This window comes from Acinetobacter sp. AS167 (assembly GCF_037152175.1).
Taxonomy (GTDB): Bacteria; Pseudomonadota; Gammaproteobacteria; order Pseudomonadales; family Moraxellaceae; genus Acinetobacter.
In genome coordinates this window covers 204,624-219,918 of record NZ_JBBCMP010000006.1, presented here as the reverse complement: position 1 = coordinate 219,918, position 15,295 = coordinate 204,624, and the positions used below count along the sequence as shown (strand labels likewise).

The window sequence follows — 15,295 nt, the reverse complement described above, 5'->3', positions numbered from 1 at the left end:
CTATACAGTAGATCTAACCACACCATTAACCAATGGTGAAGTGGTCGATGTGACTGCAAAAGATGTTGCTGGCAATGAATCTGAACCTACTCAAGCAACAGCTGATGATACAACGGCACCAGATGCACCAACTGCTGAATTTAATCATGATGGCTCGGATTTAAGTGGAACGGCAGAACCAGGTTCAACAGTGACGGTTAAAGACCAAGGCGGCAACGTATTGGGTACAGCGGTTACCGATGAAAATGGTAATTATACTGTCGTGTTTACGGATTCGTTAAATGATGGAGAAGTTGTAGATGTGACTGCAAAAGATGTTGCTGGCAACGAATCTACTCCAACAGAAGTTACAGCACCAAATATTCCAGTTGATGCAGTAGACAATCTCGTAGAAGCAGGGGTTGATTTTGAGTATCCTGTTACAGAAACGACCTTAGACAACGCAATCTCTTATAATTGGCTCATTGGTTTCCTTGGAATAGTCATTGGTACAACGAGTGGTTCAACCCAATTCAGTGTTCAAGAAAATCAGATAGCTGATGTTACATTAGAAATCAAGTCAGGATCATGGGCATCATTCTTCGATAGTGTTGCAGTTAAAGTGTCTAAATTTGAGAATGGTTCATGGGTTGAAATTGGTAACAGTTCATCAGGCGGAATCTTTGACTTTATTGGAGTTTTTGGTCAAGTCGCTAAACTTGAATTACCTGGATTAGCAAGTGGACAATATAAAATAGATATGAGTAGCTTTAATGCTATCACTCTACCTGGTTTTATTGAGACTGATATTATTATCAAGTCTTATGACACTGCTCAGGATCCTATCATAACCAATGTAACTTCAGTTGGTGGTAATGTGATTACTGATACTGATGGTATTCATGGTCAGGATAATGTGCCTGCTGGTGCAATTATATCTGAAGTAGCTGGTCAAGCTATAACAGGTGAAACAACCATTGTTGGTAATTATGGCACACTAGTGATTAAACCAGATGGTAGTTACACGTATACACCAAACAGTGATGTTACAGTAATTGGTAAGACAGAAATGTTTGAATATACTGTGATAGATCCAGTAACGGGTAAATCTGATAATGCTAATTTAACTATTCAAATTGGTACAAATAGTAATGATGAAGCTATCTCAAAATTAGCTATTAATGCTGATGAATATTATGAGACAAGTGCCGGTGATGATATCTCTACAGCGAGTATTGGTGATGAAAACATTACGAGTACTGCTAGCCATGATGTTATTACGACTGGAGCTGGAGCAGATACCGTTATCTATAACTTACTGAACGTTGCAGATGCAACGGGTGGTAATGGTAAGGATGAGTGGACTGACTTCAATCTGGCACAAGGAGATAAAGTGGATGTTAGTGCACTATTAGATGGCGCTAATGCAGACAATATCGCTAATTATGTGTCTGTTACTTCTGATGGCGAGGGTAATACTTTGATTAGTATTGATCGTGATGGCACTGGAAATAACTATAACTCAACTGACCTTATTGTATTGAAAAATACAGATACAACACTGGATGAGTTATTAAATAATAATCAGCTTCTGTTCTAATTGATTGTTATTGATATAAGTATACAAATTGGAGAGAAGGCATAAGTGCCTTCTCTTTTTTGTTTTCTAAAAATGGTTGTCTTGTTTTGAAATGGATTAATCGTTATTTCACACAAAAGCCAATAAGTTTTATCTGTCTTTTAATATTGTATTCTATAGAAGTACTCGATTTACGAATATCATAAAGTTCTATAGATTCTGCAACTATTGGTCTAATAGCTTTAAGATATTTGGCTTTATAAAGTAAATTTTTACTTTTAGTATGCTATTTACCTGTTGGACTAAAGCATGTCTAAATTATTATATGAAAATCCATTATTTTATAGGTTGGATTTGACTTAATCGAAAAAAATAATACGAAAAACTAATCAGTTATCTCAGTGGATTATTATAACTAGGCATACTATCCAAGTTTAATTTAGAAGGTGTCAACTTAATTCTGTGCGGCATTGATTTAAATAATTATCACAATGAAAATAAGTCTTTTAATTAAGGTTCTTATCTTTAATTACTTTTCTTAACAAGATCTGAAATTCTTTTTTTTCTGCATTACTTTTATTTGATTTTTCTAGCGTTTCTAACAAAGTTTCTAATACCTGTGGGTCAAAATGAGAAGATCTTTGCTGACTTTCCTTCCAGCGGTACAGTTTCCAATTATTTAGATTAGAAATTCGTCGATCACTATTGCCAAGGTTCTCAAGAAAAGTACGCATAAAAAGTGTACCTTTTAGAAATTGATCATGAAAAACAAATTGACCGTCAGTATACTTTGTTTGTAGCAGCATAGGTGGTAGATCAAGTTGCCCATTAGATATATCAATAAGTGTAGTGAGTCGGCTCCATAATTGAGAAGTTTTATAGGTACGATTCAATATAAATTTGTCAAAGTTTTCTGGATTTTTAGGTAAACTTCTCTCTCCATAAGCGCCAACTTTTCCTTTTCTAATCAATCCTTCTGACCATGCCGCTAGGCTTTCTGTAAGCCAAGGCTGCTTAAACATTGTATATCCATAGCTGTAAAGATGAAATAGTTCATGGGCAACTGTAGAAGAGTTTGTAGTTAGATTCGGAATATTATTGCTAATTAATATAACTAATGCACATGCATTCTGCTTTAATGGATTATTGATATGTTGATGTGGCTCGTCATAAGCTAGACCGAGACCATTTAATTTTTGTATTTGTATATCAATATATCGGACTCTTTCTTTATAACGCGGGCTTTTTAACGGATCTTGATAACCTAGCAACGTCCAAGCTTTACGTATTGAATTTGCTTGAATCGCAATATTTTCAATATAATCGGGTACATTATTTTTGTTTTGATCTTCAGGAAATTCAAGGGCGTTTTCTCCAGATATTGTATAAAAAATGCGGAGATTTTTATTGCCATAATAGACATTGTCAAGTTGACTTACTGCAGAAGGACGACTAGCGCCGCAATCGGCTTTTGCACTGATGCAAAAGCCTAAATGAAGCATAGAGAATAATAAAATCAGACCTTTATTTGATGAAAGTTGCTTTATCATCGAATTGCTTCAAAAAGAGCTTGCCATTTTTGAGCAAATTGTTCTTGGTCTGTTAGCTGAGTACATGCATATGCAGCTTCACTAAAGTTTTGTCTCATTTGTTCATCTTTAAGTAAAGAAATAATTTTTTGAGCAAATAATGTTTCATTTTCAAATGGAATTAAGAAACCATTGATACCATCATTAATCATATCTGATGGGCCATAATCAATATTGTAACTAACAACTGGGCAGCCATGACATAAAGCTTCTAAAACTGCCATGCCAAAACCTTCTGACCGGCTTGAAAAAAGAAATAAACTTGCTTGATCGTATAAACTATCTGTATTTTCGTTATAGCCCATTAATTTAACATGATTATTTAACTGATAACTATCTATTTCATTTTGCAGAAAGGTCTGTTCGCCACCAAAACCATAAATATTTAAATACGCATTCGGTATTTCCTTTATAACCTCTTTAAATACTCGAATAAGGCTATCCAAGTTTTTTGCTTTGTCATAACGTGCTATGGTTAAACAGGATAAGGGATTGCGATCAGTAAATTTTACGTGCTTGATAGACTTCTCATAAATATGTGGAATAACGAATAATTTTTCATGTATCTCAAATCGTTGTTGAATATGTTCTTTTTGCCGTTCAGTTAAAATAACCAATGCATCCAGTTCATCGCTATGTTCAAAATAGCTACGGTAATGACGATTAATACTGGCTCGATAAATATCTGCCCCATTTAAATGAGTCGCATGGATTGTGCCAATAAAACGCATATTTTTTTGCTTGATGTGCCTCAGGGGTTCATAAAAATGAATGGCACGATCAATTAGAATATACATGAGATCATTTATATAGTTTTTCGATATTTTTGAAAACCAGTATTGAATGAGTTGGGACTCTAGATCAAATACCTCAGTGATAACACCATTTTCATCTAATAAAAAAATGTTTAAAAGGATATTCTTCTTTTTCTCATTTAATTGGTAATTCTTAATAATTACTGGATAGCCTTTAATATGAAAATATGTTTCGGTTATAACTGTTTGAGTTTCTAAACTTATAGTTTGAATACAACTAAGATGGCCATAGCTATCATAAATGAGCCGACCATTTTTTATACCTTGTTGAAATGTATTTACATAACGTAAAGTAGGTGAGTCCTTTTGTCTTATTTCATAAAGATAATTTTTATTATTTTTGTCATGAAGTCTTTGATTAAAAGTATCAAAAATCTGTGTGTTTGATATATTTTCATTGAACATTTTTTTATCATTTTTATGATATTTTTTTTCAGCTAGTCGTAAGGGGGTTCCTTGTAAATCTCCATATAAATTAAGGTAACCAATAGAGGATGGGGCAAGGTTGCTGGAAACTAAGTTCCAATAGTTTTGTGCCAAAGAACGATCATAATCAGTTGTAATAATGATTGGATCGATACCAAGTTTTTCATGAAGTATTTTTGCACGTTTTAATAGGGCAAAAACCAATCCATTTTTTTTTTCATCAATTTTAGGAAATAAAAAGAAATAATGATTTTTCATAATAGAATATTCTGTAATTTTTTGATTAATATCATATGTTTTCAATGTGGGTCGATTTTAATAAATCATTTTTTGTGAAAATTGGAGGAGTGTATTCCTTTAGCCCTACTAATTCGATTTTTTCTCTAAGAGAATCTATAAAAAAGTAAGGATGGTCAAACATTAATTCTTTTAAATCCTTTTTATGGAATCTCCACCATTTTAAAGTTTTTAATTTTTCAACAATATCATCACTAAATCTGGGTCTAATTATTCTTGCTGGATTTCCACCGACTATCATATAAGGTGCAACATCCTTAGTTACTACACTGTTAGATGCAATAATAGCACCATCACCGATGCTAATATTGCTCTTCAAAACGACATCAGCACCTATCCATACATCATTTCCAATAGTAACATTTCGTTTGGTTCGTTGAAGATGGGTTACCTTTAGAGGATCAGTACTATGATAATCTTCAGCATAAAAGTGAGGTGAAGTAGATATCCATTCGGGGAAATGGTGTGCTCCCATAATTTTAATATTGGTAGCTAGACTTGAGTAACGTCCAATAGAAACACCATAACCTAAATTTGAAGAAGAATAAGAAAATGCACCAATAGTACATAAATTTAAGATATTGCTGTAAAAATTATTATGCCCTTCAATTCTTAAATCATTGTTTAAGTTAATAAGCCTATTTGGATTTCTTTTTAAGAAGAGCATATTAATATTTAATGTCTGAAGTAATTTTTCTACTTTAAAAAATTCAATTTGAGTGGTTTCATTTGATAAAGCATCTTTATAATTTTTCATAGTTAATCCTTAAAGTGTAAGTAATAAGCAATATAACCAGACAAGTTATGTTCGTTGTCATCAATCCTTGTGCGAAAATTTTCTTGTCTAACAAAAAAACTATTTAAAATAATATTTGGCTTTTTGAAATACATCGCAATTTCTGGATAGAAATAACCAATTACCCGTTGATATTCTAATCTCGTATTTATAACATCACATAATTCAGAGAATTTTGATTTCTCGAATAGCTCATTACCTTCCTGATGAGGGAGTCGAGAAACCATTTTGTAAGAGGCCATAAGCATTTCGAGAAAAGTTCCTCTAGCCGTTCTTCGATTTTTATATCTTTTTAAATATGGTAAATAGTTTTGAATTCCAAATTCAAAATATTTTTTTTCAGGACATAATAGACTAAGCTCATTTGTACAATAGCTAAGCCAATGGTCATTATATTTCCAATAATCATTATCAATAAAATGCTCATACATAATTTTAACTGTTTTTAGTAATTCTTGATCATTATTTAATTGATATAGTCTCAAAAGGGCTAAAGCAGCTTCACCATCATAGTAAATTACTCTATATTCTTCTTTTACTTCTAATGAAGGATAATCTAAAATATGTATGGTCTTACCATTTGGCTTTATCATTTTTTTTATGCCATTGGCTAGCTTTTCGGTAAGTAATAAAAATTCAGTACTTCCTGTAACTTCCTGGTATTTAGTGAACATTAAAATTGCAGCTGCATTTGCACCTAATTTAATTTCAATGTTAGATTTATTTTGCTCGATAATAAATGCTGAAGATTGGTCCGTGGGGTATTTAATAAGATTTTTAATAGTATAGTTAATTCCTTTTTTGATTTTATCATAATTTATAAATTTTTCTGAAACTTCAAATGCTTCTAGTAAAGAGTATAAGGAAGTACAATGTCGAATACTATTATAACTGGTTAATCTTTCATTATTAGCAGGGATATATCCATAAATAAATTTTCCTGTTTCTTGATCAATTTGCGAATTTAAATATATACAATTATCTTTAATTATCTCCAATATACTTTGTCTTTTTTCACTATCATCAATAGTTCTAATACCATTATTTATATAGTCATAGTTTAATTCATAAAAATCTAAATTTTTAAAAAAAATACCTTTACTTCTAAATGTATAAATTAAATCTTGGTCTTTGATTTTTCTTCTAGAACTTATATTATATTTGTGCTTTAAATATTTATTTAAATTAATCTCATTAAATGAACTTGCTTTATCCCAAGTTTTCCCTTGAATAATTGCATTTCCATAAATTTCTTGTTCTAATAAAGCAATACTGAAATTTTCATCAAATGCAATGCCTTTTCTAAAGTAATTATTTAATTTTTCATCACTAATGATTTGTAAAAGATCTTTGAATTTTATTTTTTTTAAGTCGTGAACAATGTCAATTTTTAAGTAATTGGATATTTTGTTATTTTTTTCATAGATATTTTTTATATAATTTAGAGTTTTCTTAATTGCAATATCTGCATTTAATGGTGCAGTATTCCATACCTTAGCTCTGATATCATTTGATCCATAAGAAATAAAAACAATAATTTTATTATCCCTCTCTTCTTCCGTTAAGATTGTATCATTGTTATTAATTGTTTTTTTTAAAAAATAAGAAATTTTAGCACTAATTTGGTTTAGGTTATCTAGATGTGTGCTCATTTTAATCCTATATAAATTGTTTTCTAATTTGATGACTTTGTGAAATACAAATAATTATTGTATGCTTTATTTTTTTTTTCAATATGTTGTAAATTATAAATTTTTTATATTTCATATTGGTTTTAAAATTTATTTAAATCAATGTCTTAGTTTTAAAGTTGTATGTTGCTGATGATTGTTATTAAATTTTTTATGGTATGTTTTTAACCTATATATGATTAAAAGCATAGTTTTTATATTCTTAATTAAATATGGTTTTTAAGTTGGTATTAAGGTTCTCTTAATTAAGCTTATTTCTCTACACTTATATTGGATTATTTTAAAGAGGCTTTGTTACAAAAACTGATCTTCAAAGCATATTCATTAATATAATTATTCAGATGGATAAGCCTATACCTAAATCTATCGAATGATCAATTTTCTTTCTTATAGCTAAACTTTGCTAAAGAGATGAAATTTCTCGATCTGATTTGTTCGCAAAATTAGTGGTGTGCGCAACCAAAAGGCAGCAAGAACAAATTAAATCTACTCAAATATTGCTACTCTGTGCTGTCTTAATGATTAAATTATTATTCAAGTTATCTTGAGAAATGACCACGGGATTAGATAAAAGTATCATTCATTTTTTGTGGATTAAATTGGTTAGTCAGAAATTATTTTATCATCATGAAAATGATAAAGTAATATTGATATTGGTCACCCCAAAAGCATTGATTGACTTCATTAAAACTCATAGGTGATGGCGAAAGAAGACTAAGAAATAATAACCAGAATATCATCGGTAATGGCATAAAATCCATATGGGTATTGATGCTGAAAACCTGCAAATACTTATTGCTTAGCTTTGGACAAATAATCTTAGTGATTAACAGGCGCTCGGTAATCAACTTGATCCAATTCCATGAGATGATCGAATTGATTCAGACTATATAGATGGAGTTCATGATACATAACACTGTAGACAAGCAATTTTAGATGGCATGCTTCTGCTGTAATTTCACCCAAAAAAATGCCAAGCCTTAGGAAGACTTACATTAAGTGCAATGATCTACTCAAAACAGTCAAATACTTGAATCGAATAATATGGAATATTGTTGGGTACTATTATTTAAATTGGTCGAAACCAAGATGCAATGTATTAAATTATTTTAGCGATAAATTGTCAGCAAAGCATTTTTAAAGTTAGGTCAACGAAGTGCATGCTCCTATAACCATACTGAATAAATCTTCTGAATTAAGAATCTCATACCAAATTTTCAATTTATGTCTCAGGGCAACTTTAACTTTTAATTTTTTAATAATAGGATGATAATTAGTGGTGTTTACTTCTTTTTCTATATTTTGCAAAGTTTTAAGTTACTTTAAACTGTTTTAATTTTCTGTTAAGTAATTTTTAATGTTGTTTTTAGTATACTTTATTAAAGTATTTTAAAATTATATTTTAAATAATCGAGTATTTTTGTTCGAGTGTTTAAATAAATCTAATTAAACATTGTGTATTTAAAGATTTTTTTAATTTTGGCGTTGATTTTTAGTCAGTGTTAAAGTGTTTTTTTATTTAAATTATTTATTTTTAATGTGATTTATTTTTATCTTTGCAGTTTTTTTATATTGCTCTGATATTATATTTTTTAAGTTTTACACTATCTGAGCGTATTTTTGGGTAAAGGTAAAGACATTTCTTTTGTTTTATTTATATGTTTTAAAAAACATTAGATTTAATTCATATATTTAATATATTGCATCTTTAGAGAACTTTAGAATGTCCTTTCTTACGCCTCGTAAATTTTAATTATTCATCATGGTTAAAAATAAGCTAATAATATTATTGACTTATATGTTGTTTTTGTTTTTTTCTTAAGGGTTTTTTTGGTTTTTTTTGGTTTTTTTTTGATTGCTTTTGAAAATAATTTCGTCAGTTTTATACATTGTTTAAAAGAATAGTGTGATTTGTATCATGTTTTTTAAAAAACTTATATGCTAGTTTTATTGCGTTTATTTTTGTTACTTTTTGGTGTATTAATATGCGTACGTATGCCTATGTTAGAATTGAACCCAATGCAGAGTTTGAATCAGGTAAATTTCTTTCATTTTTTAACGAATATGGTTATAAAATCCAAAAAAATCGATTGGTTTTTGAGGAAGTTTCAGTTAATAAGTCAATAATTTTTAGAGATAAATTATTAAATTTGATTGATTATTCCTTAGAGGATGATGATTTGTTGGTAATAAAAAGTATTGATTGTTTAGGTAGCAGCTTTGAAGAAATCTTATCTATAACAGATAAAATTCATCAAAAAAAAATAAGATTAATTTGTTTAGACTACTCAAAAAGTGAGATCAATGGAGACATGAAAATTTTTTTTCTTCATTTCTTAAGGTTATGTTTTGAATTCGAAAAATTATTTAATTTTAATACTGAAAAACAAAATAAAATCGTTAAAAAAGTTGGAAGACCAGAAATTTTGACAAATGATCAAAAAAAACAAGTGCTTGAGCTATTTAAAAGAGGTGAGAGCGTTTATTCCCTTGCTAAACGGTTTACAGTGACTCGCACAGTTATACAAAGGATTTTAGATAAAGCAGCAAAAAAATAAATTTATTAAAAATATAGCCTTAATTATACCCGGTTTAAAAATAACGGGCTAATTAAATTTATGTTATTTAAAAATTTAAGCTCGTTATTCTATAATTTATAAACTTAATTTAAAAAGTATTTTCAGTAAAATAATATGATTTACAAAAAAGCAGAGTGATGGAGAGGAACTTATAATGATACAAACTAAAATGGATTCAGTGAACAAAGATTTTTTTTGGGAAAAATTCAAATTTTTGATTCACTATTGGCGCTTTACTTATTAGGAATGAGATGATGTGACATGTAACTAAAAAAGTAGCTATAAATTATTGCTCTACTATTTTGTAGTGGGTTAGCTTATGCAAATGATAATAATAGTGTTAAGAATCACTTTGATTTTGGTATCTATTCCTATGAGGAAAACTTTAAAATTCTGGATATAAACGATTGTAAAAAAGTATTGTGGCCAATTATTTTGGTCGCAATATTGGAAAATAATATTTTTCTGCAGATCTTATTGGATAAATTCAAGAGAGTGAAAACGAGTCGCAGATTTTTGTCTGCTTGCCTATAGGTTGGGCTTATGTCATTGACTTTGCGCTGTTAGATGTTACTTAGTTAGATCGCTTAAAGGGCTAATCCGAAAAGTAAGATGCTAACTGATTTAAATCAATTCCCATCTGAGATTTTTGCTAAAGAATATAGTCTTAATTGATTTATAAGGCTACTTTGTTTTATCTTCAGACTAATCACGAAATAGTTAGTATAAATGACGTGCTGTATTACTTTTAGGTCTGTATGTCTAATTCCATTTCAGAATTTTTTTCAGAAATATGCTCCATCAAAGTGCTTAATGATATAGCAACAACCGTTAAAAACGACGCTAAATCTGATACAATATCGCCAATTTTTGAATTCCCATTTTCCAGTTCAAGTACATATTTATAAATGTGTACATAACTGTGTACATATTGTAGATTTTTTATGTTTAAAGATGAATTAGCAGCGCAAGTCGCTCAGCGACGTACCTTCGCTATTATTTCCCACCCCGATGCTGGTAAAACCACAATGACAGAAAAACTGTTGTTGTGGGGTAAAGCAATCCAAGTTGCAGGTATGGTTAAAAGTCGAAAGTCTGACCGTTCTGCGACATCTGACTGGATGGAAATGGAAAAAGAGCGTGGTATTTCGATTACCACCTCAGTCATGCAGTTCCCTTATAAAAATCATGTCATCAATTTACTTGATACTCCAGGGCATGAAGATTTCTCTGAAGATACCTATCGTACTTTAACTGCCGTTGACTCAGCGTTGATGGTGATTGATGGTGCAAAAGGGGTCGAGGAACGGACCATCAAATTGATGGAAGTGTGTCGTATGCGCGATACCCCGATCATTTCTTTCGTCAACAAAATGGACCGTGAAATCCGTGAGCCATTAGAATTGCTTGATGAAATTGAAAGCGTGCTTAAAATCCGTTGTGTGCCGATTACTTGGCCATTGGGTATGGGGCGTGACTTCGCTGGTGTATATAACATCATTGAAAATAAGCTTTATGTATATAAAGCGGGTTTTGGTTCGACCATTACAGATATTGAAATCCGTGATGGATATGACTATCCAGACATTCGTGAAAAAGTCGGTGATCTGGCCTTTGCTTCATTTGAAGAGTCTTTAGAACTGGTGCAAATGGCGAATGATCCACTTGATCCAGCGGAGTTTTTAGCAGGGCGTCAAACCCCAGTACTGTTTGGTACCGCTTTGGGTAACTTTGCGGTTGACCATGTATTAAATGCATTTATTCAGTGGGCACCACAACCGAAAGCGCATCCAACACATGAACGTACTGTTGAAGCAACGGAAGAAGGCTTCAGTGGATTTGTATTTAAAATCCAAGCCAATATGGACCCAAAACACCGCGACCGTATTGCCTTCATGCGTATCTGTTCAGGTAAGTATGAGAAAGGTTTAAAGATGAATCATGTACGTCTTGGTAAAGATGTACGTATCAGTGATGCATTGACATTCCTTGCGGGTGAACGTGAGCAACTTGAAGAAGCTTGGCCTGGTGATATCATTGGTTTACATAACCACGGTACGATTCAGATTGGTGATACATTCACTTCTGGTGAAAAACTTCATTTTACGGGGATTCCACACTTTGCACCTGAAATGTTCCGCCGTGTACGCTTAAAAGATCCATTGAAATCTAAACAATTGCAAAAGGGTTTAAAAGAGCTTTCAGAAGAAGGTGCAACGCAGGTGTTTATGCCGCAAATCAACAATGACTTGATTGTTGGGGCTGTAGGTGTACTTCAGTTTGATGTAGTGGCATACCGTTTGAAAGAAGAATACAAAGTAGATTGTATTTATGAGCCAGTGAACATCAACACAGTGCGTTGGGTTTCTTGTGATGATGAAAAGAAATTTAATGAATTTAAGAAAAAGGCACATGACCAACTTTCTGTCGATGGTGGTGGGCATTTAACTTATCTCGCACCAAGCCGAGTAAATCTACAATTAATGCAAGAGCGTTATCCAGATATTCAATTCCGTTCTACACGTGAGCATTAAGTTCAGCTAACTTATTGCAAAATGTAAAAACAGCTTCCTTGTGAAGCTGTTTTTGTATCAAAATACAATGCTTTTTGTCCAAAGGGATTTATGCAGTGCAATTTTCAAAAAAAATAATTTCAGTGCTTTGCTTAAGTACAATGGTTTTGGTTGCATGTGATTCTAAAAAAGATCAGGACAAAGATGGTTCTGTATTCCAACCCAAACAAGAAGCCGCTGAAGTCTTACCTTATTTAAATATTCAAGAAACCAAAGCTGATTATGCCTTACCGTTTTGTGAAAAAAATAATTGCATTGAAATCGATATTCAAACCATTAAGACTCAAGACAACTGGTTAAATCAGTGGATTGCAAATAGTCAGTCCAACGTGATTCAGGCACAGATTGATTTAAAACAGAACATGACCTTACAACAGGCCATTAATGCTTTTGTCAAAAAATCAGATACTTGGCAAGAAGAATTCCCGAAAAATAAAGCGTTTGAACTGCATATGCAAACGCGTATGGCTTCACAACGTAATCAGTATGTTTTGTTGCAAGTTTCAGTCAATAGTTTACAAGCAGATGTCAGTATCAAAGAACGACAATACTTTTTTGTTGCTGACCGGAAATTGAAGAAAAGCTTAAGTATTTTAGATGTGATTGATGCCAAACATCAGAACCAACTGAATACTTGGGTCCAAGAAAAATATGCAGAATGGTTGGAAAAGCAAAATAGCGATGTGAAAAAGAATGCGCCTAAAAAGTTATATTGGGGACAAGCCGATTGGTTCTTTGATGGTGAAGGTGTTGGATTGCATTATCGCGCCAATGAAATTGTCGAAGATGGTACCCAGCTGGATATTTATTTGAGCAAAGAACAGACGCAAAAAATACTTAAGCCTGAAGTGTATCAACATATGTTCTAAGGTGTATCTTGATCATTCTGCCAATTTTAGCGGGATTTTAAAGCAGAGCGGTTAAGATTAGTTAGTCCTTGTTGAATTGACTCAGCGATCAATAAACTTGAGCCACTTATTGCATAACGCTTCAATTTTCATACAAATTTTGATTGAGGATTTGTATAGAGAAGAATAGGCTAATGAATATAGAGATTAAAAAATCTTGGCTTGATTCATTGGATAGGTTTGTGAAATGTTAAATCAAAAAAGTACTTTAGCGCTTTCAATTCTGGTGATCACTTTAGGGTTAACTGCATGTCAAAAATCTGACTCGAAAAAAGCAGAGCCAAAAGTTGATCAAAGTGCTGCATCTCAAGTGCCTGATACTTCAATGTTATTACAGGGCGATACAGAAAAAGTAAAATTGACATTACCTGAGTGTAATGGCAATACATGCCCTGAGTTTTCTATAGAAAGACTAAAAAGTAATCAGGCTTTTGTTGATGAAACGATTGATCAAGCGATTTTAGATAATCTGGATAAAATGCTGGATATCGCGCAATTGAGTAAAGCGAAAAAAGACGCAGATCAGCAACAAACGGCTTCACAAGCTTCAGCAAGTGAAGTGCAAGTCAATAAAACCCCTGTTCAGCAATTGCAAGAGCGTGTACAACCTTATGCAAATTCATTCCTTGAGATGGATAAAGAGCTTAAAACATTAGGGGCAAGTGGCCAGATCACGATTAGTTTAAGTCCTAAAATTTTAAACTCAGATAAACCTTTAGCGACGGTGGTATTAAATACTAGTAGTTATTTAGGCGGCGCACATGGGGCATCTGCGCAAACCTATTTTAACTTTGATTTGGTGAGTAAAAAACAAGTTGGCTTGGATCAAATCATTGAAGCCAATCAAAAAGCTAAATTTGAAAAATTGGCACATGATGCATTTAAAACTTGGGTTATCGATTCAAAACTTGCTGAAAGCGTCAATGAATATGAACAGGCGTGGAAGTTTACATTATCAGACAATTTCTATTTGGGTAAACAAGGTCTGATTTTACAATATGGTGAATATGATATCGGGCCTTATGTTGTTGGCTTACCGCGCTTGATGATTCCTTACGATCAGTTAAAAGGCGTGTTGAAAAGTCAATATTTCCCAGCGGAGATGCAAGTTGATCAGCCAAGCAGTTCTGCACCTGTTGCAAGTGGGAAAGCGAAATCCTAATGCCTTGGCCTTTGTTTGATACACATACACATTTTGATGTTCCTGATTTTGATCTGGATCGAGAACAATTGGCCTATCAAGCAAAAAAGGTAGGTGTAGAACATTTGATTTTGATTGGGTTTTTATATGAACGCTTTCAAGATTTGATTGACACTCAACAATTTTTAAATCAGTTAAATAATGCACCCCGAAGCCATCTTGCACCGGGGTTGCATCCCTTTTATATCGAACAACACCGCCTAGAGCATTTAAATGCTTTGGAAAATATACTGAAAACTGAAGCTTGTATTGCGGTTGGTGAAATAGGCTTGGACACGTTTCTTAAACAGCATAAACAAGCTGAAATTTTTCAAAAACAACAAGATTTTTTTTCAGCCCAAATTGAACTCGCCCAGCAATACGATAAGCCAATTCTTCTACATATTCGTAAGTCACATGCTGAAGTTCTTGCAATGTTGAAACAGCACCAGTTTAAACATGGTGGTATTGCACATGCTTTTAGTGGGGGGGTAGAAGAGGCGAAAGCCTTTATTAAATTAGGCTTTAAACTCGGTATCACAGGGCAAATTACCAATCCAAATGCGAAAAAACTGCATACAGTTGTACAAGCGGTTGGTGCGGAACATTTAGTACTAGAAACCGATTGTCCAGATATGACACCGTTGTGTTGCCAGACATCTGACCAGCAGCATACCCGTAATACGCCGGTGAATTTGCCTTTTGTCTTGACGGGTTTAGCTGAAAGCTTGGCAATTGAACGAACAACACTTGCAGGTGTATTGTGGAAAAACTCATATGAATGCTTACATTTACCGATGTAAATTTGAATAAAAATAACCAATCAACAACACCTAAAATAATTATTTGTCTTAGATTTAAAGAAGTACTCCAAGTAGCCAAT

At 32.3% G+C, this 15,295-nt stretch carries 10 protein-coding genes; 6 read left to right on the top strand and 4 right to left on the bottom strand.

Going from position 1 to position 15,295, the window contains the following annotated elements:
- The coding region (locus tag WFN33_RS12480) for a type I secretion C-terminal target domain-containing protein (protein ID WP_336953450.1) at positions 1-1,579 on the top strand (1,579 nt) is incomplete at its 5' end.
- 485 nt (positions 1,580-2,064) lie between these two features.
- Here the strand turns inward: WFN33_RS12480 and WFN33_RS12475 are convergent.
- From WFN33_RS12475 to WFN33_RS12460, 4 genes are read right to left on the bottom strand one after another with little or no spacing between them, the layout of a single operon-like run.
- Positions 2,065-3,108 (bottom strand): peptidase MA family protein, encoded by a 1,044-nt coding sequence (locus WFN33_RS12475; RefSeq protein ID WP_336953449.1) that lies wholly within the window; start codon positions 3,106-3,108, stop codon positions 2,065-2,067.
- The gene (locus WFN33_RS12470) at positions 3,105-4,646 is read right to left on the bottom strand and encodes a glycosyltransferase (protein ID WP_336953448.1); all 1,542 of its coding nucleotides are present in this window, start codon (positions 4,644-4,646) and stop codon (positions 3,105-3,107) included. The genes WFN33_RS12475 and WFN33_RS12470 overlap by 4 nt, the downstream gene beginning before the upstream one ends.
- Positions 4,647-4,677: 31 nt before the next feature.
- Entirely contained in the window at positions 4,678-5,442 is a 765-nt protein-coding gene (locus WFN33_RS12465) for a CatB-related O-acetyltransferase (protein WP_336953447.1), read from the bottom strand.
- Between the two features lie 2 nt (positions 5,443-5,444).
- The gene (locus tag WFN33_RS12460) at positions 5,445-7,133 is read right to left on the bottom strand and encodes a hypothetical protein (protein WP_336953446.1); all 1,689 of its coding nucleotides are present in this window, start codon (positions 7,131-7,133) and stop codon (positions 5,445-5,447) included.
- 2,024 nt (positions 7,134-9,157) lie between these two features.
- Between WFN33_RS12460 and WFN33_RS12455 the strand changes: the two genes are divergently transcribed.
- The 5 genes from WFN33_RS12455 to WFN33_RS12435 all read left to right on the top strand — a co-directional run bounded on the left by WFN33_RS12455 (position 9,158) and on the right by WFN33_RS12435 (position 15,215).
- Positions 9,158-9,730 (top strand): recombinase family protein, encoded by a 573-nt coding sequence (locus WFN33_RS12455; RefSeq protein WP_336953445.1) that lies wholly within the window; start codon positions 9,158-9,160, stop codon positions 9,728-9,730.
- 965 nt (positions 9,731-10,695) lie between these two features.
- Positions 10,696-12,285, top strand: a complete 1,590-nt coding sequence (locus WFN33_RS12450; protein ID WP_336953444.1) for a peptide chain release factor 3 — start codon at positions 10,696-10,698, stop codon at positions 12,283-12,285.
- A gap of 140 nt (positions 12,286-12,425) precedes the next feature.
- On the top strand, positions 12,426-13,193 hold the full coding sequence (locus WFN33_RS12445; protein WP_336953456.1) for a hypothetical protein: 768 nt from the start codon (positions 12,426-12,428) through the stop codon (positions 13,191-13,193).
- A gap of 226 nt (positions 13,194-13,419) precedes the next feature.
- Entirely contained in the window at positions 13,420-14,394 is a 975-nt protein-coding gene (locus WFN33_RS12440) for an RsiV family protein (protein WP_336953443.1), read from the top strand.
- A complete protein-coding gene (locus WFN33_RS12435) occupies positions 14,394-15,215 on the top strand; it encodes a TatD family hydrolase (RefSeq protein WP_336953442.1) in 822 nt (273 codons plus the stop codon). The genes WFN33_RS12440 and WFN33_RS12435 overlap by 1 nt, the downstream gene beginning before the upstream one ends.
- The last annotated feature ends 80 nt before the right edge of the window (positions 15,216-15,295 follow it).

Bases quoted from the DNA above. Each gene is read 5' to 3' on its own strand.
- WFN33_RS12475 (WP_336953449.1), bottom strand. From the start codon at position 3,108: ATGATAAAGCAACTTTCATCAAATAAAGGTCTGATTTTATTATTCTCT.
- WFN33_RS12470 (WP_336953448.1), bottom strand. From the start codon at position 4,646: ATGAAAAATCATTATTTCTTTTTATTTCCTAAAATTGATGAAAAAAAA.
- WFN33_RS12465 (WP_336953447.1), bottom strand. From the start codon at position 5,442: ATGAAAAATTATAAAGATGCTTTATCAAATGAAACCACTCAAATTGAA.
- WFN33_RS12460 (WP_336953446.1), bottom strand. From the start codon at position 7,133: ATGAGCACACATCTAGATAACCTAAACCAAATTAGTGCTAAAATTTCT.
- WFN33_RS12455 (WP_336953445.1), top strand. From the start codon at position 9,158: ATGCGTACGTATGCCTATGTTAGAATTGAACCCAATGCAGAGTTTGAA.
- WFN33_RS12450 (WP_336953444.1), top strand. From the start codon at position 10,696: ATGTTTAAAGATGAATTAGCAGCGCAAGTCGCTCAGCGACGTACCTTC.
- WFN33_RS12445 (WP_336953456.1), top strand. From the start codon at position 12,426: ATGGTTTTGGTTGCATGTGATTCTAAAAAAGATCAGGACAAAGATGGT.
- WFN33_RS12440 (WP_336953443.1), top strand. From the start codon at position 13,420: ATGTTAAATCAAAAAAGTACTTTAGCGCTTTCAATTCTGGTGATCACT.
- WFN33_RS12435 (WP_336953442.1), top strand. From the start codon at position 14,394: ATGCCTTGGCCTTTGTTTGATACACATACACATTTTGATGTTCCTGAT.